This is a genomic window from Bradyrhizobium sp. CSA112, from assembly GCF_029051645.1.
GTDB lineage: Bacteria > Pseudomonadota > Alphaproteobacteria > Rhizobiales > Xanthobacteraceae > Bradyrhizobium.
This window is the reverse complement of record NZ_JAACFS010000031.1, coordinates 1-24,951: the sequence shown is the minus strand read 5'-3', so window position 1 is coordinate 24,951 and position 24,951 is coordinate 1. Positions and strand designations below refer to the sequence as shown.

Sequence of the window (24,951 nt, the reverse complement as noted above, 5' to 3'; positions counted from 1 at the left end):
ATGGCAAGAACTATAGTTCCGGTTGCCGGGGCAACAATTGTCGCACCAGGGCGAGCGGTTCAGACCGAATATTCCGCGCCGTCGATCGCATAGGACGCATGGCGAAAATCCCGGATGGCCGCCACCTTGCCGGCGGCCCAGCCCAGCAGCATGAAGTATTTCGGCCCCGCACCGGATACGTTCGGATCGAACACCAGGATGGCGGGAAGTCCCTCCACCAGGCCCGGGACCAGATGCCAATCGCTGGCTTTCGCGTAATTGCCGAAATAGCGGGATACCTCGGCTTTGCCGCGCATATGGGTCTTGTTGACGAGGTCGAGCCTGACGTCATCCGAGATCATGGCGCGGATCGCGTCGAAGTCGCGCGCGTTGAAATGGGCGACATAGGCGCCGAGGCGCGCGCGGTCGGCATCCGATAATCCCGGTCGCGGCGTATCTTCAGGCTCGTCGGCGATTTCCCGCAACTGCGCGCGCCCGCGATGCAGCGCGGCCTTGGCCGCGGGCAGGCTGCAATCCATGATTTCGCAGATTTCCCTGAGCGAGCAGCCGAGCACGTCCATCAGGATCACGCTTCCGCGCTGCGCCACCGGCAGGCGCATGAAGGTGCGCAAGGAGGTCGCGGCGATCTGGCGGCTCTCCACGGCGTCGAGCTGGTCCACGATCATGTCCACCTCCCCTATTCCTCGGAGCGCCTCCTGGCGGCCACGCCAGCGCAGGAAATCCAGCGCGGTGTTGTGCGCAATCCGGAACAGCCAGCCTTCGGGATTGCCGATATCGCCTGCGGACGCCTGCGCCTCCACCGCCTTGATCAGCGCGTCCTGCAGCACATCCTCGCCGTCGATGACCGAGCCGACCATGCGCGCGCAATAGCGGTGCAGCCTTGGCCGCATCGCGACCAGCAAGCGTTCAAAGGCGGCGGACGTCTCGGTGACCACGCTCATTCTGCCTCCGGCAAGCGGATTCAATCCTCGCCCAGCATGCGATAATTGCCGACGATGGTGGCGCCTTTAGGCAGCGGCGGTTCGGCGCAGCGCTCGCGAATGCCGCTCTGGAACGCGGCGAACGCCGCCAGCTTCGGCAAGGGGCTCGAGCCGTCATCGGCCGCGCTCTCGACGAAATGGATGAAGGTGTCGTCCTCCAGCCGCAGCGACATGTAGCGGAAGCCTTCCGGCTGCGCTGCTTTCAGCTCGGCAAACACCGTTGCAACCAGTTCGGCATTCCTGTCGGACATTTCGGGCTTGGTCTTGTATCTTACCACGGTCCGTCGCATGGGCTTCTCCTTGTTGGCGGCTGCAAAGGCAGCGCTTCGATCCCAAGGACGTTTGGAATCCGCCAAAGGATGCGGTCCCGGAAACAAATACTTCTCTCGTCGTCCCTGCGAAAGCAGGGACCCATAACCCCAAGACGTGGTTGCTGCGCTGTGCTGCGGCTCCAACCGTCGCAACAACAAGATCCTGTGGTTATGGGTCCCGGCTCAAGGCCGGGACGACACCGTCATACGCTTTCGCTATCGACCGATTAGCAAACGCGCCTTGGACCGGACGCGCAAATGGCTACATAATCCAATGTGTTGAGACATCCGAACCCAAAGGCCGCATGCCATGACGACAGCGCCGAAACAGCCCCACCACGTCGTCATCGTCGGCGCCGGTTTCGGCGGACTGGAAGCAGCCTTCGGCCTCGCCGGTGCGCCGGTCAGGATCACGCTGATCGACCGCCGCAACCATCATCTGTTCCAGCCGCTGCTCTACCAGGTCGCGACCGCTTCGCTGGCGACGTCAGAAATTGCCTGGCCGATCCGCTACCTCCTGCGCGGACGCAAGGAGGTGACGACGCTGTTCGCCAATGTCAGCGGCGTCGACGCCGCGGCGAAGTGCGTGCGGCTCGAAGACGGCGAGACGATCGCCTACAACACGCTGGTGCTCGCCACCGGCGCCCGCCACGCTTATTTCGGCCACGACGAATGGGAGCCGTTCGCGCCGGGCCTGAAAACGCTGGAGGACGCCACCACGCTGCGGCGGCGCATCCTCGTTGCCTTCGAGCGCGCTGAGCGCGAGACCGATCCTGTCAGGCGCGCGGCGCTGCTCACCTTCGTCATCATCGGCGCGGGCCCGACCGGCGTCGAAATGGCCGGAACCATCGCCGACCTCGCCAGAGACACGCTACCGCCGGACTTCCGCAACATCGACACCCACAAGACCCGCGTTGTCCTGGTCGAGGCCGGCCCGCGCGTGCTGGCAGGCTTTCCCGAGGACCTCTCCGCCTATGCGCAGCGCTCGCTGGAGGAGATCGGCGTCGAGGTGGTGCTTGGGCAGCCCGTCACCGAATGCGCCATCGATGGCGTCGTCTATGGCGGCAACAAGCTGGAGGCCAGAACCATCGTCTGGGCCGCCGGCGTGCGTGCCTCGCGCGCGGCGGAATGGCTGAACGCGCCCGCCGACCGCGCCTACCGTTTGAAGGTCGAGCCCGACCTTACCGTGCCCGGCCATCCCGACATCTTTGCCGTTGGCGATACCGTGACGATCGCCGGCCCTGACGGCAATCCCGTGCCGGGCATCGCGCCGGCGGCCAAGCAGCAGGGACGCTATGTGGCTGCGCTGATCAAGGCCCGCCTCGGCGGCGGCACGCTGCCGCCGTTCCGCTACAAGCATGCCGGCAGCCTCGCGCAGATCGGCAAGAAAAAGGCTGTGATCGATTTCGGCCGGATTAAACTGCGCGGCAACCTCGCCTGGTGGATCTGGGGCATCGCCCACATCTACTTCCTGATCGGCCTGCGCCACCGGCTCAGCGTCGCCTTGAGCTGGCTATGGATTCATGCCCGCGACCAGCGCGCCGCGCGGCTGATCACGCAGGGCTCGAGCAAGGTCACGGGATAGTCGTACTGCGTCATGATCCGCTCAAACCCTCATCCTGAGGAGCCGCGTTAGCGGCGTCTCGAAGGATGAAGGCCCGACTGGGGCCTCATGGTTCGAGACGCGCTTCGCGCTCCTCACCATGAGGAGCTTGTGACGCAGTCCGACTAGGTTTCCTCACGGCGCGCAGGCAAAACTGGCGGCGCGATCGACCGGCCCCGATTTGTAGTGCGGCCAAGCCGGCCATTGGCACAATGGCAGCGAGCGCGTCGTTTCAAATGCCGGCGCTTCGACCTTCTGCTCGATCACCTCGAGATCGCCGGGCGCCTTGCCATTCTCGACCCAGTCGACCAGCACGCCCAGCATGTCGACATTGGCGGGCGCGCCCGAGCCGACATGGTCGACGCCGGGCGCCGTATAGAGGCGGGCGAACTGCGCCGTCTTTTCCTTGCCCAGCGTGCGCTGCACGTTTTCGAAGTAGCGTATCCCTGCGTAGGGGCTCTGGGCGTAGTCGGCCATGTTCTCGAGAATCACGAGCTTGCCGCCGCGCGCGCTGAAGCGGCCCAGGTCCGGATTGGTCGAATCCATCAACCGCGAGACCTGAAGCAGGCGCTCCTTGTGATCCTCGGGCTTGTATGTCCTGACATCGAGCTTCGGGTCGCGCGCAAAGACATACTGGATGCCGCCTGCACCATAGATCCAGGCGATGCCGTTGGCCGGCACCGGCGGCTGCGATGGCGCCGCCTTGCCGAGCCACCAGGCGATCCAGCCGCCGGTCGGACCGAAGGCAGGCGTGTTTTCGCCCGAGACGCCCCAGCCCGGATAATCATCAAGGCCGTTCTCAAGCGGAAAGGAGAACTTGTAAGTCGAATGAAGCGTCCTGATCGCCGCGATCTGCGCCTCGGTCAGGCACTGGTCGCCGCTTTGGCCCGCCGCGCAACGCAGTGACTCCGGCTGGAATTTCGCCTTGCAGCCGACCGAATCCAGAACGAGCTGATCCTCCGCGCCGTCGGCCTTGTCGCAAGCCTGCAGCACCGCCTTGGCAACGAATTCGACCTGCGCGGGGCGTATCCAGCCCTCGCCCATTGTTGCGAGCCCCGACCGCGTCCCGGCATGCTGCAATCCAACCCAGTTGATGACGGGCACGCGGGCAAAGATGCCGTCAAAATCGTCGGGATAGCGCTGCGCCATCGTCAGCGCCTCGCGGCCACCTTCCGACGATCCCATAAAATACAGTTTGGCGGGCGGGTTGCCATAGGCGCGCACCATCAGGGCCACGGCGGCATCGCGCACGCGCTTGTAGGATCGATGCGCAAAATTCTCGAAAGCCTCGTCGTTGAGCGCAAACACCTGCGGCGGCTCGCCCGGCTTGGTCTCATGGCCGGAATCCGTACCATAGGTGACAAATCCCCGCGCCAGCGGCGAAGGCGCGCCGAACGGATAGGCCGGCGGCAAAGCAAGCCCGCTGATCAGCACGCCGTTGAAGCCGCCGCCACCATATTGCAGCGAGCGGCCATTCCACTCGACCGGGAGATTCACCTGGAATTTGATCGGCGGCGCTTTCGGATCCGATGGCGCGATCTGGCCGAGGACCTTGCAGAATTCCGGATTGGCCGGGGTGACGCGTGCCGCCGGCGTCGGTCCTCTCTCGGAGACTGCGAGTGGTGTAGGCGCGATCATGGAGGCGGAGTCGATCCGCACGGCATTATCGGTCGGTCGGATAAGGTCGCTGCAGGTCGCAGCCGGATCGCCGGCCATTTTCGCGGCCATCGCGTCCGGACTGCAGAGCGAAGCAGCCGCAATCAGCGAAGCGAACTGAACCCACGCGCGCGTGTCGAACTTGAGGCGTTGCATTGTTTCTCCCCTGGCTACCGTCTTGCAGCCGCATTTTGCGCCGGCCGTCAGGCCTACAATGGTTTGCGCCGCGCGGACGTCAATCGAAATAAGCCTCACTTCACTAGCGAGCAGCCACCGTCGGCAAGCGGCCGGAAAGCTTGATCGGCCGGAATGGTCGAAACCAGTCTGTAATAGTCGTAAGGGTATTTCGACTCTTCCGGCTTCTTTACTTCGAACAGATACATCGGGTGAATGACGCGGCCGTCCTGGCGGATGGTGACGTCGCCGAACAGCTTGTCCTTGCCCTTGAACTTCTTCATCTGTGGCACGGCATCTTTCGCATGGTCGCTGCCGGTGGCCGCCACCGCGTTGAGATAGGCGAGCGTCGAAGCATAGACGCCGGCCTGGTTGCCGCTCGGCATCTTGCCGTTCACGCCCGGCCGCGCTGCAAACCGTTTGGCAAAGGCGCGGGTATCGTCGTCCATGTCCCAGTAAAACGCCTCGAACAATTGCAGGCCCTGGCCGACCTTCAGCCCCATGCCGTGGACGTCGTTGATGAACAGCAGGAACGCCACCATCGTCTGGCCGCTTTGCTGAAGACCGAACTCGGCCGCCTGCTTCACCGCATTGACGGTGTCGCCGCCGGCATTGGCGAGCCCGATCACCTTGGCCTTGGAATTCTGCGCCTGCAGCAGAAGCGAAGCAAAATCCGCCGTGTTGAGCGGATGCTTGGCGGAGCCCAGCACCTTGCCGCCGTGCTTTTCGATGTAATTGGTGGCTTCAGACTCAATGCCCTGGCCGAGCGCAAAATTCACCGTGATGAAGTACCATTCCTTGCCGCCGCGCGACATCATCGCCGCCGCCGTGGAATTGCCGGTCGCCCAGGCGTCGTTGACCCACTGGATGGTGTTGGGCGAACAGGCCTTGCCGGTCAGGTCGGAGCTCGCGGTCGATGACGCGAGGAACGTCATGCGGCTGTCGCGCAGCAGCGAATTGATGGTGAGGCCCACGGCCGAATTCGGCACGTCGACCACCGCATCGACCCCATCAACATCGAGCCATTTGCGCACGATGGCGGAACCGACGTCGGCTTTGTTTTGATGATCGGCGTAGACGATTTCGACCTTGATGCCCTTGCCGCCGCCGTTGAAATCTTCCGCCGCCATCCGCGCGGCTTCCACCGAACCCATGCCGTTGGTGTCCTGGAAGATGCCGGAGATATCGTTGAGCACGCCGACGCGTACAACGTTGTCGGAAATCTCCGCGCGCGCCGCGCCCCACGCAGCGCAAGACAAGGCAAGCGCCAGACCTAACCTGTAACCCTTCATTGTTTTCTCCCTTTGGAATTTGATCTTGAGATTCCCGGACTTCGCCAGGTTTGACTTCAGTTGCAGGCGATGACCGCCGATGATGCCGTCACGTCTGCCGGTCCGGCAGGCTAAGGACCAAACCGTCGAGATCGGCGGCGAGCCTGATCTGGCAGGACAGGCGGCTGTTGGCCTGCCGTTCGGCAGCGGCGCCGTCCAGCAGCGCATCCTCATCGCCGCCCATCGTCGGCAGACGGGCGAGCCAGCCCTCATCGACATAGACATGGCAGGTGGCGCACATGGCGTTGCCGCCGCACTCCGCCAGGATTCCGCTGAGATCGTGGCGCGTCGCGGCCTGCATCGCGCTTTCGTCAACGCTCGCCTCGATCTGCTGCCGGCGGCCGTCTGGATGGATGAAGATGATGCTTGGCATTTGCGGTCCGTCAGGCCGGAGAAATGGTGATGGGGAGGCTTTCGAGGCCGCGCAGCGTGTTGTTGTAGCGGCGCTTGACCGGGCCGGTGATCTCGATGGCCGCAACCTTGCGTGCGATCGCCGCCAGCATCACCTCGCCTTCCACACGCGCCAGAAGCTGGCCGACGCACATGTGGATGCCCGAGCCAAACCCGACATGGCCGGAGGTGCGGCGGGTGACGTCATAGCTGTCGGGATTCTCCCAGCGCCGCGGATCGCGGTTGGCCGCGCCGAGGAACATCAGAACCTTCTCGCCTTCACCGATGCGATGTCCCGCGAGTTCGACCTCTCGCGTCGTGGTGCGGAAGAAGGTCTGCACCGGGCTTTCGTAGCGGATCGCCTCTTCGAAGGCATTGCGCGCCAGCGTCGGATCGCCGCGCAGCCGCGCGAGCTGATCGGGAAAGCGCGCCAGGCAATAGATTGCGGCGCCGATGCCGTTGACGGTGGTATCCAGGCCTGCCGAAAGCAGCGAGCGCACCAGCAGCGGCGCCTCGTCCGCCGTGATGTCGCCGGCGTCGGCGCGCGCATGGATGCAGGCGCCGAAGCCGCCGGGCGCAAGATTTTCGCGCTGGCACTGCGCGGCGACATAGGCCTGATGGGGCGCGGAGCGCTCGATCGCCTCCTGGCGCAACTGGTTCGGCGGTCCGAACGCGTTGAACACCAGGCTCGCGTAAGGCAGCAGGTTCTCCCGCCCCTCCTGCTTCAGGCCCATCGCATCGGGAAAGACCGAAAGCGGATAGGCCTCCGCAAGATCGGCGACCGCGTCAAAACTCCGGCGCGCCAGTAGCTCGTCGACCTTGGCGGCGGCCATCGCCGTGAAATGTTCGCGGACCCCTTTCATCGCCGTCGGCGACAGCACTTGGGCGAGCACCGCGCGCGTCCTGGTATGCGCCGGCGGGTCCGCCTCGAGGATGATGCTTTGCGGGCGCCACGGCTTTTCCTTGGCAAAATCGCTCAAGCCCACGCCGCGGCTCGAACAGAAGGTCAGGGGATCGTTGAGAACGGCATGCACCTCTGCATAACGGGCTACGCCATAGACGCCCCATTTGTCGAGCCAGACCAGCGGCCCGGCCTCGCGGAGGACTTGGTGGATCGGGTGCGGATCCTCGAAAAACTCGGCCGAGAACGGATCCACGTCCAGGCTCGGGACGCCGGCCGGCGCGCCCTGCGCCGAGGCTACGTGGTCTGTCCGGGAGGTCGCGCTCATGTGAGTCTCCTGCATAATGTTCTTGCAGAGCGGTGCACGCTGTCTCTATGTCTGGTCCGCTGGAGCAGCTTCGGAAGAGCATGAGCAGGAACAGACAGGCGCGCGCCCCCCGCGCGGGCGCGGCAGGCAGAAGCGGACGGGCCGAACAGGTGCTCGACCTCGACCGTTACGTTCCGGCGCTCATCACCTTCATCGCCAACAAATTGTCGCGCAGCGCGACGGTGGTCTATCAGAAGCGTTTCGGGGTCAACGTCACGGAATGGCGGATCCTGTCGCTGCTCGCGATCGAGCCGGAAATTTCGGCGGCCCGCATCTGCCATGTGATCGGTTTCGACAAGGGGCCGGTCAGCCGGACCTTGGCAGCAATGGAGGAGCGCGGACTGGTCAGCATCAGGGCCGACCGGCAGGATGGACGCACCCATTCGATCTCGCTGACCGCGAAAGGATATTCCACCCACGACCAGGTCATCGCGGTCGCGCTCGAACGCGAACGCCGCCTGCTTTCCTGCCTGAGCAAGCCGGAACGCGAGACCCTGATTGGGCTGCTGCTGCGGGTACACGGCAATCTCGACGCCGTGAAAGGCGCGGGCGAAGTCGACGATCGGGCTTGAACGAGCCGCACTGGCGGCGCCGTGCCAAACGACGCTTCCGCCATGGCGCTGCATACGCGGCACCGCGCTGTGTCGCGACGATCCGACACGCCCGAACATCCGTTTCTCCCTCGCGGCCCGGCAATCTCTGTGCTCTGGGATCGGCCGCGTTATGAAAACAAGCTCGCATAAATTAGTTGCCTTGGCAACATATACGGCAAGGATCGAAGACTGATTTTCGACGGCGGCCGGTTCCCACCGACCGCCGCTAGTCAGGTCATTTCTTGACCAGCGGGCAGTTGCCTTCGCTCTCGGGACGAAACGCCTGATCTCCCGGAATCGTAGCAACGACCTTCAGCAGATCCCATTTCGACGTGGATTCGTCGGGCTTCTTGACCTCGAGCAGGTAGAACGGGTGAATCTTGCGTCCGTCGCTGCGGATAATCCCCTTGCCGAACAGCGGATCGTCGGTCGGCATCGCCTTCATCGCTGACACCACGGCCTTGCCGTCGGCGGCGCCGCCGGCTTTGTCGACGGCTTTCAGATAATGCAGCACCGACGCATAGACGCCGGCCTGCATGTCATTGGGATAATTGTTCTGCGGATGACGTTGGGCGAACCGCTTGGCGAAGGCGCGCGTGCCATCGTTCAAATCCCAGTAGAACGGATTCATGATCTGCGCGCCCTGCGCGGCCTTCAGGCCGAGCGCGGGAATACCGTTCATGCCGAGGATCAAACCGACCAGCTTCTGCTTCCGGGTCAAGCCAAATTCCGCCGCCTGCTTGATCGAGGTGATGGTGTCATCGCCGGCATTCGCCACGCCGACGATATCGGCGCCCGAGGCCTGCGCTTGCAGCAGGAACGAGGCGTAGTCGGCGGTGCCGAGCGGGTGGCGCACGGCGCCGAGCACTTCGCCGCCGGATGCCTTGACGCCTTCGGCCGCCTGCTTCTCCAGATCATGGCCGAAGGCATAGTCAGCGGTCAGGAAGAACCATTTCTTGCCGCCCTGGGCGACCACGGCCTTGCCGAGGCCGCGGCCATAGGCATAGGTGTCGTAGGTCCAGTGCACGGTATTCGGCGTGCATTTCTCGCCGGTGAGAAGCGCCGTGCCAGCGCCCGAGCCGATGAAGACCTTGTTCTTCTGCTCGCTCATATTGGCGACCGCGAGCGCGATCGCGGAATTCGGCAGATCGAAGATGGCGTCGATGCTTTCGGTGTCGTACCAGCGGCGCGCGATGCCCACCCCAACGTCGGTCTTGTTCTGGTGATCGGCGGTGATGACGTCCACGGGCTTGCCGGCTGCCTTGCCGCCATAATCCTCCACGGCCATTTGTGCTGAAATGACCGAGCCTATGCCCTGATAGGTCGAAAATACGCCCGATTGGTCGTTAAGCACGCCGATCCGGACGCGGTCCTGGGCTTGGGCTTGGCCTCGGGCGGCGCCGATAAACATGCCGCCGAGCGCAGCAACAAGCATTGCTGTACGAAAAATCTGTCGCATGCGTTCCCTCCTGTGTGGAAAAGGCGGTCTTAGTGACCATTCTAAATTGCTTATAATTTATAAGCATTTTGAGGATTGTCAATTCAGGTGATGCCGTGCGAGCTTTTGCCCATGGAAAGAATCGGAAAAATTTCGACGAGCAACGGCAACGGAGCGGCCAGACCGGCCGAGCCGGACTCGGCGCGAAAACTCGATCTCACCGCGCTACAGCAGACCCCGGGATTCATGATCCGGATCCTGCAGTTGCAGAATTTCGAGGCGTTCTATCCGTATTTCGAATCGCTGAAGCTCTCGCCGCTCGAATACGCCATCCTGGTTACGGTGCGGGACAACAAGACGGTGACGCAGAGCGAACTCGCCGGTGTGTTGAAGATGCAGCTCCCCAACCTCGTGAAAATCCTGTCACGGATGGAGGAGACCGGCGTCTTGAAGCGGAAGCGATCCGCGCGGGACAAGCGCGCGGTCGAGCTCAGCCTCAGCGTGGCGGGCGAGAGGCGCGCTGACGAGGCCAGCCGGCTTGGTGAGAGCTTTAATGCCCAGACGCTTTCCGTGCTCAGCAAGAGCGAGCAGACGGCATTTCTCCAGATGCTGGTGCGGCTGGTCGAGGCGCACAAGCACACGGCATCCCGACGCGCCTAGTATTTCAGCCGGCGCAGCCGATCCATTTGGCCGAGGCGTCGTCATCCAGCGTTGCCACTGCGCTCGCGCGCTGCGTCAGCACCGCACGCTGGTTGATATAGCCCTTGTCGGTGATCTCGCCGCCGTCGACGGACGCGGGTTCGGCCAGCAGCAGCGCGCGCGTTGCGTGACCGGACGAGTTGCCGCTTTGCGCCTTTAGGTTCGCAAGCCCCTGCGCGATCGCTGTGCGAACCTTGTCGTGGCCAATCACATCTTTCACGTCGGCGCTGTCGGGCAAGCCGGCATGTGCACGGCAGGCCGCAATATTCGGAAATACCAGGAAGCGAACCTCGTCGCTGCCGTGGCCGGTGACCACGATATCCTGTGCCAGCGGCGCCAGCGCGGCGATGCCGGCGACGCGCAAGGTTCCGACGCTGACCCAGGTGCCGGAATTGAGCTTGAAGTCTTCGGCGACACGTCCGTCGAAGAACAATCCAAGTTCGGGGCGCGCCGGATCGGCAAAGGTCACGGCATCGCCGATCAGATAGAACCCTTCGGCATCGAACGCCTGCGCGGTCAATTCGGGCGCCTTCCAGTAGCCGGGCGTGACGTTCGGACCGCGCACGCGGACCTCCAGCTTGTCGCCCGAGGGCACCAGCTTCAATTCGGTCCCCGGAATCGGCACGCCGATATTGCCGGAGCGTCTGGCCTGGAAATGGCAGTCGGTCGCGAGCGGCGATGTCTCGGTCGAGCCCCAGGCCGACACCATCGGCATCGCGCGGCCGACGGTCTTGACCGAGAGCTCTTCCAGAGCATCCCAGAGATTTTGCGGTAGCGCAGCGCCGGCATAGAAGGCGAATTTGACTTCGCTGAAGAATTTGCGCCGCAACTCTTCGTCGCCACGTAGCGCCGCAATCAACATGTCGAAGCCGCGCGGCACGTTGAAATAGACCGTCGGCATCACGCTGCGGAGATTCGCCAGCGAAGTCGCGAACAGCCCGGGCGCCGGCTTGCCGCCGTCGACATAGAGCGTGCCGCCGTTGCGCAGCACCAGATTGAAATTGTGGTTGGCGCCGAAGGTATGGCTCCACGGCAGCCAGTCGAGGATCACAAGGCCCCCGCCGATATTCTCGAGGAACGTCCAGGTCTGCGCCTTGGCCTGCTGGCTCGAGGTCAGCATGCGCTGGGTGTTGATGACGGCCTTCGGCGTGCCTGTCGAGCCCGAGGTGAAGAGAAATTTTGCGATCGTGTCAGGTGTGATCGCGGCAAATGCCTTTTCGACGTCGGGCGTTTCGGGCGTTGCCGCGATGGCGCGGAAAGAGATCGCCTCACTGTCGTCCGCGCTGCCGCTGACGATCGTAGCCGAATGCAGCGGCTTGATCGCAGCCAGTGCCGCGGCAAACGGCTTGGCGGCGGACACATAGATCGCACCGGGCCCGAGCAGCTCAACCATGCTCTTGAGCTTGTCGAAGTCCTTCGACATCAGCGAATAGGCCGGCGAGATCGCGGCCGACGGCACGCCGACATGCTGGGCGGCGAGCGCGAACAACGCATGCTCGACGCTGTTGTCGGACAGGATCACCAACGGACGCTCGGCGCTTAACCCTTGCGCGAGTATCCAGGTGGCTGCCGAGCGCACCTGCTGCAGGGCGTCCCTGTAGGTGACGGTTGTCCATGGCGAATCGGTGCTGGCGCGGTCGGCGAGAAAGATCCGGTCCGGCGCCTGCCGCGCCCAATGCTCCAGCCAGTCGCCGATGCAACGCGCGCTCTGCTGCAGCGGCACGGTCGATTTCACAAGGATGCTGCCGTCGGCGCGGCGGTCGGCGACGATCGCGGGTGTCGCGAACAGGTCACCGCTGGTGGCGGCGATGGTCATGGGTTTCCTCCTCACCCGAACCGTTCGGGATCGCCGTGCGTCATGCCGGCCTGCAGTTCAAAGGGCTGCTTGCGCTAATGTTGAGCACAACAATTGTTGTCGTCAACAACAATCTTCCCCTTAGAGCCGCGACGCGTTAGAAGGAACATGATGACGGAGAGTATCCACGTGTCGAACCGGGCGGCCAAATCGCGAGCAGAGACGCCGGCGCCTCGTGGCCGGAAGCGGGCCGGCAATGGCGGTTCACGCCCCGATGCCGGCGATCTCGACATCGGCCTCGACGCGCTGGCCGGCCACGCCGGGTATGCGGTGCGGCGCTTCCAGATCTGGATTTTTCAAGATTTTATTCGCACGCTCGGCGCCGTCGATATCCGCCCGACGCAGTACTCCGTCATGACGGTGATCGGCGCGAACCCGGGGCTGAGCCAGATGGCGGTGGCCAAACGGCTCGGGATCGAGCGCGCCCGGCTGGTGCATCTGTTGGACAGTCTCGAACAGCGCGATCTCGTCAGCCGCGTCAGATCGGCCACCGACCGGCGTTCGCACGCGTTGCATCTGACCGCGCGCGGCAGGACAGCACTGGCGCAGTTCAGGCGGCTCGCCGCCGAACATGAGCGCCATGTGGCAGAGAAGATCGGCAAGGAGAACCGGGAGAAGCTGCTGCAGATCCTGTCTGCGTTCACGTGATTGAGGTCCCGCCTCGCCCGAGGTCTCGTCGCCTAAATTTTGTGCATAACTCAGCCGTGACGGGCTCGCAAAGCATCCGCACTTTCGTCATAAGCATCTGAAAGTAAGTATCTATCCTCAAGGGTCGACCCGACCGAGCCATTGTACACAATGGCACATCGCTTGCTTTAGTCCGGCTAACCTACGCTCGCTGGAGTTTTGTCCGCCATGGGGTCTGACGCGCCTGAAACCGTTGCCGCCATTGTCGCCGCGCACCGCGCCGCGACCATGACCCCGGCGCAAACCGTAGCCCGCTGCTATCAGCGCATCCGCGCCCATAACGATCCCGCCGTGTTCATCAGCCTGCGCGATGAAAACGATGCGCTGGCTGAGGCCGAAGCGCTGGCCGCGAAGGATGCGAACGCGCTTCCGCTTCTCGGCGTCCCCGTTGCCGTCAAGGACAACATCGACGTGAAGGGCATGGCGACCACGGCGGCCTGTCCGGCCTTTTCCTACGACCCGGCTCAGGATTCGACGGCGGCAGCAAAACTGCGCGCGGCCGGCGCCATCATCATCGGCAAGACCAATCTCGACCAGTTCGCGACCGGCCTGGTTGGCGTCCGCTCGCCCTATGGCATTCCCGTCAATCCGGTCCGCAGCGATCTCGTTCCGGGCGGATCGAGTTCGGGCTCGGCGGTCGCGGTTTCCGCGGGCCTGGTGCCGCTCGCACTCGGCACGGACACCGCAGGAAGCGGCCGCGTGCCGGCGATGCTCAACAACATCGTCGGGCTGAAGCCGAGCCTCGGGCTGATCTCCAATGCCGGGCTCGTCCCGGCCTGCCGGACGCTGGACTGCATTTCGGTGTTCTCATTCACCGTCGACGATGCGATGACCGCGCTGACGGCGATGGCCGGCCCCGACGGCGCCGATCCGTATTCGCGCGACCGGCCGCTAGGAGCAGTGTCCGCGTTTCCCGAAAAGCTCCGGCTGGGTGTGCCGCGCAACGGCCAATTGATCTTCTTCGGCGACCGCGCCTCGGAGAACGCCTATGGCGAGGCGCTTGAGCGCTGGACACAGCTCGGCGCCACGCTGATCGAATTCGATCTCGAACCGTTTTATGAGACCGCGCGGCTGCTCTACGAGGGCCCGTGGGTCGCAGAGCGATATCTTGTCATCCGCGATCTGCTGGCGTCCTCGCCGGATTCGATTCATCCGGTGACACGCGAGATTACAGCTGCCGGCGCGCGGCTGACCGCCGCCGACACCTTTGCCTCGCTTTATCGGCTGCAGGCGCTGCGGCGCGTCGCCGAGCGCAGCTTTGCCAATTTCGATGCGATGGTGCTGCCGACGGCGCCGACCGCCTATTCGACCGCGCAGGTGCTGGCCAATCCGATCGAGCTCAACAGCCGGCTCGGCACCTACACCAATTTCGTCAACCTGCTCGACCTCTGCGGCCTCGCGCTGCCGGCCGCCATGCGCGCCGACGGCATCCCGTTCGGCATCACGCTGCTGGCGCCCGCCGGACGCGACGCGCAGCTTGCCAGTATCGGACGGGTGTTTCATGCCGACACCAAACTGAAAATGGGAGCCAAGGGCCTGACGCAGCCACCGCTCGCTTCGCTGCCGGCGGCAGCCGGCGCCGACGAAATCACCGTCGCCGTGGTCGGCGCGCATCTCTCCGGCATGGCGCTCAACGGCGAACTGCAGGCGCTCGGCGCACGCCTGCTCGAGGCGACGACGACCGCGCCTGATTACAAGCTCTACGCGCTCGACACCACGCCGCCGAAGCCCGGCATGCTGCGCGTGGACGCCGGCGCGGGAAGCGCGATCAAGCTGGAGCTATGGACGCTGTCGGCGGCAGCCTTCGGCAAGTTCGTCGCCGCAATCCCGCCGCCGCTCGGCATCGGCACGATCCGGCTCGCCGACGGCAGAGGCGTGAAGGGCTTTGTCGTCGAACCCGCTGCGATCAACGGCGCGCGCGATATTTCGGTTTACGGCGGCTGGCGCGCGTTCATGGCGGAGAAGGTGGGGGTGTAAGCCGTCATTGCGAGCGAAGCGAAGCAATCCATCTCTCCGCACGCGCGGAAAGATGGATTGCTTCGTCGCTTCGCTCCTCGCAATGACGGAGGCCTACACCGACACCGCGTAAATTTCATACTCCCCGCGCACCAGTTCGATATGGGCGCGCATGGCGGCGGCCGCGCCGGCCTTGTCGCCGCGCATGATCGCGACCACGACGCGGTCATGCTCGGCATGCGATTTTGCGAGACGTCCCAAATTGCGGAACTGGGCGCGGCGGAACGGCTGCACCCGGACCCGCGTCGCCAGCGTCATTTCGGCGATGTAGCCATTCTGCGAGCCGGCATAGATCGCGTTGTGGAAACGTTCGTTGACCTCGTGAAAGCGCTCGGGATTGCCGGCATGGCTGAGCACCCGCAATTCCTCGTGGATTGCTTCGAGCTTCTGGCGGTCCGCTGGCGGCATCCGCTCGGCGGCGAGCCCCGCGCACAACGCTTCCAGCTCGGCCATCGCCTCGAACATTTCAGTCAAACGGTCCAGCGAAGGCTGCGCCACCACGGCGCCGCGATGGGCGCGGGCCTCGACCAGGCCGCTCGCCACGAGCTGACGCAACGCCTCACGGACTGGCGTGCGCGAGACGGAAAAGCGCCGCGCGATGTCGGTCTCATCGAGCGCCGAGCCGGGCGGCAGTACGCCGCGCACGATCTCGTCGGCAAGCTGCAGCCGCAGTTCCTCCGCGCGCGTGACCTTGTCGCGCGATGTCGACGGGCGATCGACACGGCGAACCACCGTCCCGGATTCGGCGCCGGGCTGCGGTGCGCGGGCGGCAGGATCATCCAGGCTCATGTCGTTTGATCCATGTGCTGGGAAGATTTGGGCTCGTCGATGATGCTGACATGCGCGGCGACAATCCGCCAACCTTCGGGGAATCGGATCCAGGTCTGCATCTGCCGCCCCACCCTGCCCGGTGCGCCCTCACGATAGAACAGCGTCGAGGCGACTGCGGTATCCCGGCCATAGGTCGTGATCACGGTCTTGTCGGTCCGCCGCATCAGCCCGGCCGGCGAGCGCGCGGCGCGGAACGCCATGATTGCGTCATAGCCGTAGAGATTTTCAGCGATACCGTAGCGCAGCGTTCGGGGATCGTTGCGGAACAATTCATCGAGCACCGCCACGTCGTTCGACACCAGCGCCTTTTCGTACCGCGCGAACTGCGCAGTCACTTCGGCCAGTACATCGGGAAGATCTATCTGCATCGTCATAGTCCCCTTGATAGGCCCCTTGGCGGCGGCGCTGCAGCAACGCCCATCTGCTCCAGCGCGTGCGCGACGCGCAGCGCAATATCCTCCCGCCACGGTGCAGCAATGATCTGCACGCCGATCGGCATCGGCTCCAGCGGCACCGGCACTGCAACCACCGGCAGGCCGATGAACGAAATCGGCTGGGTGTGGATGCCGATATTGGCGCGCACCGGCAGTTCGACGCCGTCGAGCACAAAGTTTACCTGCCCCAGTTTCGGCGCGACGCAGGGCGTGGCAGGCGCGATGATGACGTCCACCGACTTGAACAGTTCCAGCACTTTCGCCCGATACCAGCGGCGGAATTTTTGCGCGCGGTCGACCAAGGGCGCCGGGACCATGGCGCCGGCAATCAGGCGGTCACGCACCGCCGGATCGAAATCGTTCGGGCGCTTGCGCAGGCGATCGAGATGCAGCGAAGCGCCCTCGGTCGTCGTGATCACGTAAGCCGCGGCGCGGGCGCGCGCGGCCTCGGGAATCTCGACCGTCGTCTTCGCATCAAGCGCCTTGGCGACGCGCGAAACGGCTTCGACCGCTTCCGGGAAGACGTTCTGCTGGAAGTATCCACCGGCGACCGCGACCCGCAGGCCGTCGATGCCCTCGGCCAGCACCGACGTGACCGGTTCGACCGGGCGTGTTGAGCAGGCCGCGTCATCGGCGTCAGCCCCCTGCATGGCGTCATAGGCCAGCGCGAGATCGCTGACATGGCGCGCGAACGGACCGAGATGATCGAGGCTTGCGACAAAGGGAAACGAGCGAGCCCGCGACAGCCGCCCATAGGTCGGCTTGAGGCCAAAGACGCCGCAGAACGACGACGGCACCCGGATCGATCCGTTGGTGTCGGATCCGAGCGCGATCGGAACCAGCGCACCGCCGACCGCGCTGCCCGAGCCGCCGGAGGAGCCGCCGCTCATCCGTGTCGGATCGTGCGGATTACGCGACGGGCCGTCATGGACATTCTCGCCGGTGAAATCATAGGCGTATTCGCCCATGTTGAGCGCGCCGATCAGCACGGCGCCGGCCGCCTCCATCCGCTCGATCAGCGTGGCGTCGCGCGACGACAGCGCGAGGTCGCGGTTGATCTTAGATCCGGCGCGGGTGGCGAGGCCTTTCACGTCGAACAGGTTCTTCACCGCGAACGGAACGCCGGCGAGCGGGCCGGCGTTCTGGCCGGCGTCGATCTTGGCATCGATCGCTTTGGCCGTGGCACGAGCACGATCCGCGGTGATGTCGGTAAAGGAATTCAGCACGCTATCGCGCGCAACGATCCGCGCCAGCGCGGCCTCGGTTGCATCGAGGGCGGAAAGCTTGCGGTCGATTACCGCTTGCGCGATCTGTTGGGCAGACAGTCCGTCAGTGTTCACGGTCATGGCGCTATCAGGCGGTGTAGATGCTGGCAGGCTCGGTTTCATCCGGCAGCGGGAATTCATCGATCAGCCGCGCCAGCCTTAGCGATACTTCGAGGTTCGCGCGCACCGCAGGGCGCCAGGCTTCCTCGACCGGCAGCGACAATGCCGTGGCGACGGCGTCGATGTAACTATCCAGTGATTTTTCAACAGTCACTGTACTCTCCCTTCTTGTCGTCGCCCGCGCAGGCGGGCGATCCAGTAAACACCAGCATCAGTGGGTACTGGATGCCCCGCCTTCGCGGGGCATGACAGCTAGATCGGCAACGGCGGATGCGGGATCGCCGTCAGCAATTCCTTTGTGTAGGCATCCTGCGGATCGCCGAGCACGCGTTCGGAGGAGCCTTGCTCGACGATTCGCCCACTGCGCATCACGATGACACGATCGCACAGCAAACGCACCACATTCAGATCATGCGACACGAACAAATAGCTCATGCCCATCGATTGCTTGAGATCCTCCAAGAGATTGAGCACGACAGCCTGCACGGAGACGTCGAGCGCCGCGGTCGGCTCGTCAAGAATCACAAGCTTCGGATGCAGCGCAATCGCGCGCGCGATGCCGACGCGGGCCTTCTGGCCGCCGGATAATTGGTGCGGGAAACGATCGAGCAGGTCGACGGGAAGGCCAACCAGGCCAGCGAGTTTCTCGCATCGGGCGCGCAGCGCGTCGCGCCCCTTGATGTCGCCGAGCTGCATAAGCGGATCGGCAATGGCGCGTGCGGCGGTGAAGCGCGGGTTTAGGCTGTCGGTCGGGTCCTGGAATACCATCTGGATGCTCTTGCGCAGGGGTAGTCGCGCAAACGCCTGCGGCATGATGGCGCCGATCTCCTCGCCGTCGAACAGGATGCGCCCGGAGGTCTGATCCAATAGCCGCATCACCATCATCGACGTCGTGGACTTGCCGCAGCCGGATTCACCGACCAGGCCAACGCTCTCGCCATGGCCGACCGTGAAGCTGATGCCGTCCACCGCGCGGAACACTTCCGCTTCGACCGGCGGCTTGCGGGAGAACAGTTTTGACAGCACCGCGCTCGCGCCCTGGCGCGGATATTCCTTGACGAGCTTCTCGACGAGGAGGAGGGGCCTCTGCTCCCTCTCCCCGTCCTTCACGGGGAGAGGGTCGGGGTGAGGGGCTCTCTCCGCGAGCGCGGTCTGCGGAGACAGCCCCTCACCCGCCGCGCTGCGCGCGTCGGCCTCTCCCCGCGTGCGGGGAGAGGCGAAGACCGCCTCCTCCTCCGGCAGCAAATCCCGCAACGAAACACCAAGCCGCGGCGTGGCACGCATCAGCCTCTTGGTATAGGCGTGTTCGGGCTTCGCAAAAATATCCGCCGACTTCGCGGTCTCCACCACTCGGCCCTTCTCCATCACCACCACGCGATCACAATAGGCGGCGGCGAGGCCTAGATCGTGCGTGATCAGGATCGTCGACATGTGCCGGCGCTTCGTCAGCTCCACGATCAAATCCATCACCGCCTTCTGCGTGGTGACGTCGAGGCCGGTGGTCGGCTCGTCCGCGATCAGGAGCTGCGGATTGCAGGCCAGCGCCAGCGCGATCACGACACGCTGGCACATGCCGCCGGACAGTTCGAACGGATAGGCGTGATAGCGCTCGCGGGGACGCGCGATCTTGACCTGCTCCAGCGCCTCGATCGCCTTCTCGCCGCGGTCGCTGGCTGCGCTCTGGACGTGCTGGCGCAGCACGTCCTCGATCTGGTCGCCGACCTTGCGGATCGGATTGAGCGCGGCGCGCGGGTTCTGGAAGACCATCGAGATTTCCCGGCCGCGCAAATCGCGCATCTCGTTTTCGGTCGCGGCCTTGACGTCGATGCCGGAAAACATCACCGAGCCCTCGGCGATCCTGCCGGCGCGGTCGAGGATCCGCATCACGGCATAGGATGTCACCGACTTGCCGGAGCCGGATTCGCCGACGATGCCGAGCGTCTCGCCCTTGGCGACGGAGATATTGACGTGCTGTACCGCCTTGACGATGCCGCGCCGGGTGGTGAATTCGACGGTGAGGTCGTGGACGTCGAGAAGAGGCTGGGCCGTCATGACGACCTCCGCAAAAATCTCGAAAACAACCCCATGCAAAGTAGAACGGTCAACCCCCCTGTCGCATTCCCCCTGCGGGGACCGAGCCGAGCAAAGCTTGAATCAGCCATCACGTCCTCCGCTGCGGATCGACGATGTCGCGCAGGCCGTCGCCGAGCAGATTGAAGCAGAACACCGCGATCATCAGCGCGAGCCCCGGGAACAGCGCGATCCACCATTCGCCCGACACCATGAAGCCTGCGCCTTCCGCGACCATGATGCCCCATTCCGCCGTGGGCGGCCGCACGCCGAGCCCGATGAAGGAGAGACCGGCGGCGTTGAGAATGGCGTAACCCATGGTCAGCGACATCTGCACGATCATGATCGGCATGATGTTGGGCAGGATATGCACGAGCAGAATCCGCATTTCGCCGTTGCCCGACAGCCGCGCCGCCTGCACGAAACCGGCGTTGCGGCGGACATTGGCCTCGGCACGGGCGACGCGCGCATAGAGCGGAAAATTCACGATCGCGGTCGCGATGATGATGTTCTGCACGGTATTGCCGAGCGCCGCGACGATGCCCATTGCCAGCACGAACAGCGGAAACGCCATGATGGTGTCGGCGATGCGCCCGACGATGCGGTCGGTCCAGCCGCCGAAATAGCCGGCGGCGATGCCGGCGAGCCCGCCCATCAGGAATACCAGCACCACCGAGGCGACCGCGATGAAGGTATCGAGCCGGGTGGCGACGATGACGCGGCTGAAAATATCGCGGCCCAACTGATCGGTGCCGAACCAGTGCGCCGCCGATGGCGGCTTCAGCGCCGCGGCGGTATCGCTGGCAAGCGGATCGTAGGGCACGATATAGGGGCCGAAGATCGCGGCGAACAGGATGACGACCAAAAGCCCGAAGGCGAAGGCCGTGACTCTGTTCTCGCCGAGCACGTAGCTGATATGTTCAAGGATCGCAGCCAGTCCCGAGGTCCGCGCGGGCGCAGTGGGTTCAACGGCAGGCGCAACGCTACTCATTTTCCAACCTCACCCTTCCAGCCGGACTCGCGGATCGATCACGCCGTAGAGAATATCGATGATCAGATTGAGCAGCACGTACATGACCGCCATGGTCAGCACGAAGCCTTGCACCGGCGCGAAGTCCGACGAGATCAGCGCTTCCACCGCGTAGGAACCGATGCCGGGCCAGGCGAACACTTTTTCGACCAGTACATTGGCGCCCAGCAGGAACGAGAACACCATGCTGAGTGTCGTGATGACCGGCAGCATCGCATTGCGAAACGCGTAGGTCACGATCACGGTCGAAGGTGAAAGGCCGCTGGCGCGCGCAGTGCGCACGAAGTCGGAAGCCAACACCGCCAGCATCGAGGCCCGCGTCATGCGCGCGATCGGCGCGAGCGAGAATACCGCCAGCGTCGACGCCGGCAGGATCAACTGGCTCAGCGCGGAACGAAACGTCTCGAAGTCACGCGCGATCAGGGCGTCGATCAGGTAAAAGCCGGTCACGTGCGGCGGCGCGCTGTAGAACACGTCGAGCCGCCCGAGCGGCGCCGGCGACCAGCCGAGCCTGAAATAGAAGACGTAAACCAGCACCAGGCCAGTAAAGAACACCGGCAGCGATACGCCGGCCGTCGTGGTGACGCGGCAGAGATGGTCGATCCACGAGCCCGGGCGCGTTGCCGCCAGCACACCGAGCGGGATCGCGATCATGACCGAAACGACGAGGCCAAGCAGCGTTAGTTCGGCGGACGCCGGCAGGCGGTTGCGGATTTCGGTGGCGACCGGCTGGCCTGTCGTCAGCGAGTTGCCGAAATCGCCATGTGCGAGATCGCTGGTGTAGCGGAAGAACTGCTCGATCAGCGGCTTGTCGAGGCCGAGCTTCTTGCGGATCTGCTCGATGGCTTCCTTGCTCGCCGCGGGCCCGGCGAAATAGGCGGCGGGGTCACCGGGCAGCGCGCGCGTCAGCAGGAATGTGACGATGACGACCCCGATCAGCGACGGGATCGCAAACATCAGCCGCTTGCTGATCATGGTCAGCATGGCGCTCTCCCCGTGATGAAAGAAGCTGCTGCCACATGCGCAGCTCGGCTCCCTCCCCCCTTGCGGGGGAGGGCTGGGGAGAGGGGTAAGCCACGCGCACCGCCGTTGTCGCTACCCCTCTCCCCGCCCCTCCCCCGCAAGGGGGGAGGGAGTGACAGAGCAGCGCGCCCCTCACTGAGCGAAGAGAGAGCGGCGCCCGCCCCACCAATGCGGAGCAAACCAATACACGCCGATGCGCCGCACTCAGCGATCATCACATCACGCCTTCACCAGCGTGCGGTAATCGAGCCGGCGGTGGAACCAGTACTGATAGCCCGACACGTTCTTCTGCATCGCGACGTTGACGTAGGGCTGATACAGCGGAATGCGCGGGATGTCCTTGAAGGCGAGATCGACGAAGCCCTTTACGTCGGTATCGTACTTGGCAGCGTTGCCGACCGCTGCGGCGTCGACGGCGCCGTGGATGAACTCGTCCATCGCCTTCGACTGGTAGCTCATGGTGTTGAAGATCGAATTCTTGCCGTCGTAGCACCAGATGAAAAAGTATTCGGGATAGTCGAGCCAGCCGGAGAACACGTTGGTGTAGAGCGGCAGCACCTTCTTGTTGAGTTCGGTGCGCCAGTTGGCGCCGGGAATCTTGTCGATGGTGGTCTTGATGCCGATTTGCGCGAGCGACTCCTGCACCAGCACGCAGAGCGGTTCGTTGACGCCGGCAAAGCCGAGGTCGAACGACAGCGTGGTCTCGAAACCGTTGGGATGCCCGGCTTCCGCCAGCAATGCCTTGGCCTTCGCGATGTCGGTGACGTATTTGGTCGGCTGCGGCCACGCCACTTCGGTCGCCTTGTCGGCAGCGGCGCCGAACATCGGCTTGGCCAGGCCGAACAGCACCGCGTCCATGATCTTCTGGTAGGGGATCGCGCAAGCGACGGCCTCGCGAACCTTGGGGTTGTCGAACGGCGCGATCTTGACGTTCATGCCGATATACTGGACGCCGTTGGAATACGGCACCGAGACGATGTTGAGCTTGCCGTTGTCCTTCAGCTCGACGAAATCCTTGTTCGGCAGATCGTAGGAGATGTCGGCATCGCCGCGTTCCAGCAATGCGCGCCGGTTGCCGGCCTGCGGCACCATGCGCCAGACTATGCGCTTGACCTTCGGCAAGGGACCGCCGACCCACGCGTCGTTGCGCTCCATGACGACTTCGGTGCCGGCCGTCCACTTTGTGACCTTGTAGGCGCCGGAGCCCGCGGTCTGCTGCTTGGTGTATTCGAGGCCCCACGGATCCTTCTCGGTGGCGCTCTTCTTCACCAGCTCCGAATTGACGATGCAGGGCACGATGACCGCGAGATCCGGAATGGTGAGGCGGTCCTTCTTGGCGAAATCGATCCGCACCGTGTTGTCGTCGACGACGACGAACTGCTCGGTCTTGGTCAAGGAGCCCGCGCCCATCTGGAACGTCGGAAAACCGCCGACGCTGACGGCGCGATCGAGCGACCACTTGACGTCCCTGGCCGTGACCGGCGCGCCGTCGTGGAATTTTGCGTTCTTCTTCAGTTTGAAGGTGACCGACATCTCGCCGACATTCATGTCTTCGGCGAGTTCGGGCTTGAACTTGTCGCGGTCGTAATACGGCACGCCGCCGGGACCGCTCTTCATCTCGTGGCTGATCAGCCGGTCGTAGCAATTCCACGACACCTCGTAGCCGGGCACGTTGGTGCCGACGCCGTGAATGTCGAGATTGTTGGGGCCGCTTTCGGAAACGATCAGCAGCGTTTCCGACCGCGCATCAGCCTTGGCGGCGGACCAGATCGCCGGCGCCGGCGTAACCGCGCCGGCAGCCGCCAGCCCCGACACGGATTTGAGGAAATCGCGACGCTTCATGGGTGATGCTCCAAACGCCTTGAGGGGAAACGGCTTTGGAACGGGAATCGCAAGGTTCGTGCCAACCCTTAAGGGAAAGCTACTGCGGCGCTAAGGCGCTGATCTATCGGGGCGATAGGAATCCGACGGCGAATTATCGACAGCAGCGGCAAATCAGCATTGCATACAAAGATGCATACTTGCCTATTTTTAATGCAGATATTTGGCTCGCTCCTTTGCTGTGCGGCCTCCGGACTTCCTTCAAACCGGCCAAAGCAAATCCTGCAGCTCGAACAGGTCGCCGGCCCGCGCCTGCCAACGCTCGATGCAGATATGCCTGACTGGATCGCTCGCCCGATGAAGCAGCATCAACGCCATTAGCCGCCGTTTGAGGTCGCGATTGATATCGGCGCTTGAATATCCGAAGCCCTCGAACAGGCTCCGCACGCGGCGCAGCATTCCGCCGGTCATGAAGGCGCTCGGGCCCAGCAGGTCGTACTCGCCCCTGCCCGTCATCACGTCACCGAAATCGATCAATCCGGCGAGCCGCCAACCCGAACGGCCGCGGCTCAGCGGAAAATTCTCCGGAATGTATTCGCCGGTCAGGATCACCGGCGGCCCCTCTACAGCGATCAGCGTGTCAGCCGTATCGCGAAGGAGTTCGTCCATGCCATCCAGAAATTTCTGCGGCAAACCGAGACGCTCGTGCCGGGCGCGGCATCCCTCGATCTGTCCGCGCATGAAGACGTCCCAGCCCGGCTCGATCTGCGCCAGCGCGCCGACGGGGAAGCGCTGCACCTGCGCAATGGTCTCGCCTATTTCTGCGAGGACGCGCTCCTTGTCCTGTTCCGGCAAGGATGGCCATGCGTCCGCGCCGAGCACACCCGGCAGCCGCGTGATGACGAGATAGGGCCATCCGTCGCGCTCGCCTTCGACGACGATTTCGGGGATCGCGACACGAAGCCTTCCGTGGAGCTGCGCGAGTGCGCTTCGTTCTGAGACGAATTGGCCGCGAAGAAATGGCGGGAAGATCTTCAGGATGAGCTTTTTGTCAAGGGCAAGGACGAGATTGGTGCCGGTGGAGAAAATGTGCGGCGCCGGGCATGTCAGGCCGTGGCCGCGGGCAATATCGCGCGCGATCGGCAGCCATTGCGCCGGATCGGCGCGCCAGGGGCGGAATGCCTCGTAGTCCGTGAGTGTCGGCAGTGATGGCACCATTGGCTCCATGTGTAGATGGGGTAACGGGCCCGGTCTGCCCTCCAAGCAAGCCGCGCTTGCTACGGCGCTGTTGAATGCGCGCTTCGCGCGGCTTGCTTGGAAGGCGGGCGGTCGTCCCTCACATGGATGGTGTTACGG

22 protein-coding genes are annotated in these 24,951 nt (G+C 64.1%); 5 read left to right on the top strand and 17 right to left on the bottom strand.

Features of this window, described 5'->3' with window-relative positions; translation table 11 throughout:
* Positions 1 to 59: 59 nt before the first annotated feature.
* Positions 60 to 941 (bottom strand): sigma-70 family RNA polymerase sigma factor, encoded by an 882-nt coding sequence (locus GWE18_RS32410; RefSeq protein ID WP_275189766.1) that lies wholly within the window; start codon positions 939 to 941, stop codon positions 60 to 62.
* 20 nt (positions 942 to 961) lie between these two features.
* Positions 962 to 1,270, bottom strand: coding sequence for a hypothetical protein (locus GWE18_RS32405; protein WP_275189765.1), 309 nt, complete (start codon positions 1,268 to 1,270; stop codon positions 962 to 964).
* Between the two features lie 331 nt (positions 1,271 to 1,601).
* Between GWE18_RS32405 and GWE18_RS32400 the strand changes: the two genes are divergently transcribed.
* Positions 1,602 to 2,876: an NAD(P)/FAD-dependent oxidoreductase gene (locus tag GWE18_RS32400; protein ID WP_275189764.1), complete on the top strand. Its 1,275-nt coding sequence runs from the start codon at positions 1,602 to 1,604 to the stop codon at positions 2,874 to 2,876.
* 153 nt (positions 2,877 to 3,029) lie between these two features.
* Here GWE18_RS32400 and GWE18_RS32395 read toward each other — a convergent pair whose 3' ends face one another.
* The 4 genes from GWE18_RS32395 to GWE18_RS32380 all read right to left on the bottom strand — a co-directional run bounded on the left by GWE18_RS32395 (position 3,030) and on the right by GWE18_RS32380 (position 7,674).
* Positions 3,030 to 4,622 (bottom strand): tannase/feruloyl esterase family alpha/beta hydrolase, encoded by a 1,593-nt coding sequence (locus GWE18_RS32395; RefSeq protein ID WP_275189828.1) that lies wholly within the window; start codon positions 4,620 to 4,622, stop codon positions 3,030 to 3,032.
* A gap of 179 nt (positions 4,623 to 4,801) precedes the next feature.
* A complete protein-coding gene (locus GWE18_RS32390; protein WP_275189763.1) occupies positions 4,802 to 6,016 on the bottom strand; it encodes an ABC transporter substrate-binding protein in 1,215 nt (404 codons plus the stop codon).
* An 88-nt stretch (positions 6,017 to 6,104) separates the two neighbouring features.
* A complete protein-coding gene (locus tag GWE18_RS32385; protein ID WP_275189762.1) occupies positions 6,105 to 6,428 on the bottom strand; it encodes a 2Fe-2S iron-sulfur cluster-binding protein in 324 nt (107 codons plus the stop codon).
* 10 nt (positions 6,429 to 6,438) lie between these two features.
* Entirely contained in the window at positions 6,439 to 7,674 is a 1,236-nt protein-coding gene (locus GWE18_RS32380; protein ID WP_275189761.1) for a cytochrome P450, read from the bottom strand.
* An 80-nt stretch (positions 7,675 to 7,754) separates the two neighbouring features.
* Here GWE18_RS32380 and GWE18_RS32375 point away from each other — a divergent pair, with 80 nt between their 5' ends.
* Entirely contained in the window at positions 7,755 to 8,285 is a 531-nt protein-coding gene (locus tag GWE18_RS32375; protein ID WP_275189760.1) for a MarR family transcriptional regulator, read from the top strand.
* Positions 8,286 to 8,541: 256 nt separating this feature from the next.
* On the opposite strand, the gene GWE18_RS32370 is transcribed toward GWE18_RS32375, so the two are convergent.
* A complete protein-coding gene (locus tag GWE18_RS32370) occupies positions 8,542 to 9,741 on the bottom strand; it encodes an ABC transporter substrate-binding protein (RefSeq protein ID WP_275189827.1) in 1,200 nt (399 codons plus the stop codon).
* A gap of 135 nt (positions 9,742 to 9,876) precedes the next feature.
* On the opposite strand from GWE18_RS32370, the gene GWE18_RS32365 reads away from it, so the two are divergent.
* A complete protein-coding gene (locus GWE18_RS32365; protein WP_275189759.1) occupies positions 9,877 to 10,404 on the top strand; it encodes a MarR family winged helix-turn-helix transcriptional regulator in 528 nt (175 codons plus the stop codon).
* Positions 10,405 to 10,408: 4 nt separating this feature from the next.
* On the opposite strand, the gene GWE18_RS32360 is transcribed toward GWE18_RS32365, so the two are convergent.
* Positions 10,409 to 12,259 carry a feruloyl-CoA synthase gene (locus tag GWE18_RS32360; RefSeq protein WP_275189758.1) on the bottom strand — a complete coding sequence of 617 codons (1,851 nt, stop codon included), beginning with the start codon at positions 12,257 to 12,259 and terminating at the stop codon, positions 10,409 to 10,411.
* Positions 12,260 to 12,427: 168 nt separating this feature from the next.
* Between GWE18_RS32360 and GWE18_RS32355 the strand changes: the two genes are divergently transcribed.
* Together GWE18_RS32355 and atzF are read left to right on the top strand one after the other, a co-directional pair.
* On the top strand, positions 12,428 to 12,946 hold the full coding sequence (locus GWE18_RS32355) for a MarR family winged helix-turn-helix transcriptional regulator (RefSeq protein ID WP_275189757.1): 519 nt from the start codon (positions 12,428 to 12,430) through the stop codon (positions 12,944 to 12,946).
* A gap of 207 nt (positions 12,947 to 13,153) precedes the next feature.
* Positions 13,154 to 14,962, top strand: coding sequence for an allophanate hydrolase (gene atzF, locus GWE18_RS32350; protein ID WP_275189756.1), 1,809 nt, complete (start codon positions 13,154 to 13,156; stop codon positions 14,960 to 14,962).
* Positions 14,963 to 15,055: 93 nt separating this feature from the next.
* On the opposite strand, the gene GWE18_RS32345 is transcribed toward atzF, so the two are convergent.
* The 9 genes from GWE18_RS32345 to GWE18_RS32305 all read right to left on the bottom strand — a co-directional run bounded on the left by GWE18_RS32345 (position 15,056) and on the right by GWE18_RS32305 (position 24,813).
* On the bottom strand, positions 15,056 to 15,790 hold the full coding sequence (locus GWE18_RS32345) for a GntR family transcriptional regulator (protein WP_275189755.1): 735 nt from the start codon (positions 15,788 to 15,790) through the stop codon (positions 15,056 to 15,058).
* Positions 15,787 to 16,200 (bottom strand): oxalurate catabolism protein HpxZ, encoded by a 414-nt coding sequence (hpxZ, locus tag GWE18_RS32340; RefSeq protein ID WP_275189754.1) that lies wholly within the window; start codon positions 16,198 to 16,200, stop codon positions 15,787 to 15,789. The genes GWE18_RS32345 and hpxZ overlap by 4 nt, the downstream gene beginning before the upstream one ends.
* Positions 16,201 to 16,202: 2 nt before the next feature.
* The gene (locus GWE18_RS32335; RefSeq protein ID WP_275189753.1) at positions 16,203 to 17,612 is read right to left on the bottom strand and encodes an AtzE family amidohydrolase; all 1,410 of its coding nucleotides are present in this window, start codon (positions 17,610 to 17,612) and stop codon (positions 16,203 to 16,205) included.
* A 7-nt stretch (positions 17,613 to 17,619) separates the two neighbouring features.
* Positions 17,620 to 17,805, bottom strand: a complete 186-nt coding sequence (locus tag GWE18_RS32330) for a DUF4089 domain-containing protein (RefSeq protein WP_275189752.1) — start codon at positions 17,803 to 17,805, stop codon at positions 17,620 to 17,622.
* Between the two features lie 98 nt (positions 17,806 to 17,903).
* Positions 17,904 to 19,703 (bottom strand): ABC transporter ATP-binding protein, encoded by a 1,800-nt coding sequence (locus GWE18_RS32325; RefSeq protein ID WP_275189751.1) that lies wholly within the window; start codon positions 19,701 to 19,703, stop codon positions 17,904 to 17,906.
* Between the two features lie 109 nt (positions 19,704 to 19,812).
* Entirely contained in the window at positions 19,813 to 20,712 is a 900-nt protein-coding gene (locus GWE18_RS32320; protein WP_275189750.1) for an ABC transporter permease, read from the bottom strand.
* 9 nt (positions 20,713 to 20,721) lie between these two features.
* Entirely contained in the window at positions 20,722 to 21,735 is a 1,014-nt protein-coding gene (locus GWE18_RS32315; protein WP_275189749.1) for an ABC transporter permease, read from the bottom strand.
* A 258-nt stretch (positions 21,736 to 21,993) separates the two neighbouring features.
* Positions 21,994 to 23,616, bottom strand: a complete 1,623-nt coding sequence (locus GWE18_RS32310; RefSeq protein WP_275189748.1) for an ABC transporter substrate-binding protein — start codon at positions 23,614 to 23,616, stop codon at positions 21,994 to 21,996.
* Between the two features lie 240 nt (positions 23,617 to 23,856).
* Positions 23,857 to 24,813: an aminoglycoside 3'-phosphotransferase/choline kinase family protein gene (locus tag GWE18_RS32305; protein WP_275189747.1), complete on the bottom strand. Its 957-nt coding sequence runs from the start codon at positions 24,811 to 24,813 to the stop codon at positions 23,857 to 23,859.
* Positions 24,814 to 24,951 lie beyond the last annotated feature (138 nt).

Bases quoted from the DNA above. Each gene is read 5' to 3' on its own strand.
- GWE18_RS32410 (WP_275189766.1), bottom strand. From the start codon at position 941: ATGAGCGTGGTCACCGAGACGTCCGCCGCCTTTGAACGCTTGCTGGTC.
- GWE18_RS32405 (WP_275189765.1), bottom strand. From the start codon at position 1,270: ATGCGACGGACCGTGGTAAGATACAAGACCAAGCCCGAAATGTCCGAC.
- GWE18_RS32400 (WP_275189764.1), top strand. From the start codon at position 1,602: ATGACGACAGCGCCGAAACAGCCCCACCACGTCGTCATCGTCGGCGCC.
- GWE18_RS32395 (WP_275189828.1), bottom strand. From the start codon at position 4,622: ATGGCCGCGAAAATGGCCGGCGATCCGGCTGCGACCTGCAGCGACCTT.
- GWE18_RS32390 (WP_275189763.1), bottom strand. From the start codon at position 6,016: ATGAAGGGTTACAGGTTAGGTCTGGCGCTTGCCTTGTCTTGCGCTGCG.
- GWE18_RS32385 (WP_275189762.1), bottom strand. From the start codon at position 6,428: ATGCCAAGCATCATCTTCATCCATCCAGACGGCCGCCGGCAGCAGATC.
- GWE18_RS32380 (WP_275189761.1), bottom strand. From the start codon at position 7,674: ATGAGCGCGACCTCCCGGACAGACCACGTAGCCTCGGCGCAGGGCGCG.
- GWE18_RS32375 (WP_275189760.1), top strand. From the start codon at position 7,755: ATGAGCAGGAACAGACAGGCGCGCGCCCCCCGCGCGGGCGCGGCAGGC.
- GWE18_RS32370 (WP_275189827.1), bottom strand. From the start codon at position 9,741: ATGCTTGTTGCTGCGCTCGGCGGCATGTTTATCGGCGCCGCCCGAGGC.
- GWE18_RS32365 (WP_275189759.1), top strand. From the start codon at position 9,877: ATGGAAAGAATCGGAAAAATTTCGACGAGCAACGGCAACGGAGCGGCC.
- GWE18_RS32360 (WP_275189758.1), bottom strand. From the start codon at position 12,259: ATGACCATCGCCGCCACCAGCGGTGACCTGTTCGCGACACCCGCGATC.
- atzF (WP_275189756.1), top strand. From the start codon at position 13,154: ATGGGGTCTGACGCGCCTGAAACCGTTGCCGCCATTGTCGCCGCGCAC.
- GWE18_RS32345 (WP_275189755.1), bottom strand. From the start codon at position 15,790: ATGAGCCTGGATGATCCTGCCGCCCGCGCACCGCAGCCCGGCGCCGAA.
- hpxZ (WP_275189754.1), bottom strand. From the start codon at position 16,200: ATGCAGATAGATCTTCCCGATGTACTGGCCGAAGTGACTGCGCAGTTC.
- GWE18_RS32335 (WP_275189753.1), bottom strand. From the start codon at position 17,612: ATGACCGTGAACACTGACGGACTGTCTGCCCAACAGATCGCGCAAGCG.
- GWE18_RS32325 (WP_275189751.1), bottom strand. From the start codon at position 19,703: ATGACGGCCCAGCCTCTTCTCGACGTCCACGACCTCACCGTCGAATTC.
- GWE18_RS32320 (WP_275189750.1), bottom strand. From the start codon at position 20,712: ATGAGTAGCGTTGCGCCTGCCGTTGAACCCACTGCGCCCGCGCGGACC.
- GWE18_RS32315 (WP_275189749.1), bottom strand. From the start codon at position 21,735: ATGCTGACCATGATCAGCAAGCGGCTGATGTTTGCGATCCCGTCGCTG.
- GWE18_RS32310 (WP_275189748.1), bottom strand. From the start codon at position 23,616: ATGAAGCGTCGCGATTTCCTCAAATCCGTGTCGGGGCTGGCGGCTGCC.
- GWE18_RS32305 (WP_275189747.1), bottom strand. From the start codon at position 24,813: ATGGTGCCATCACTGCCGACACTCACGGACTACGAGGCATTCCGCCCC.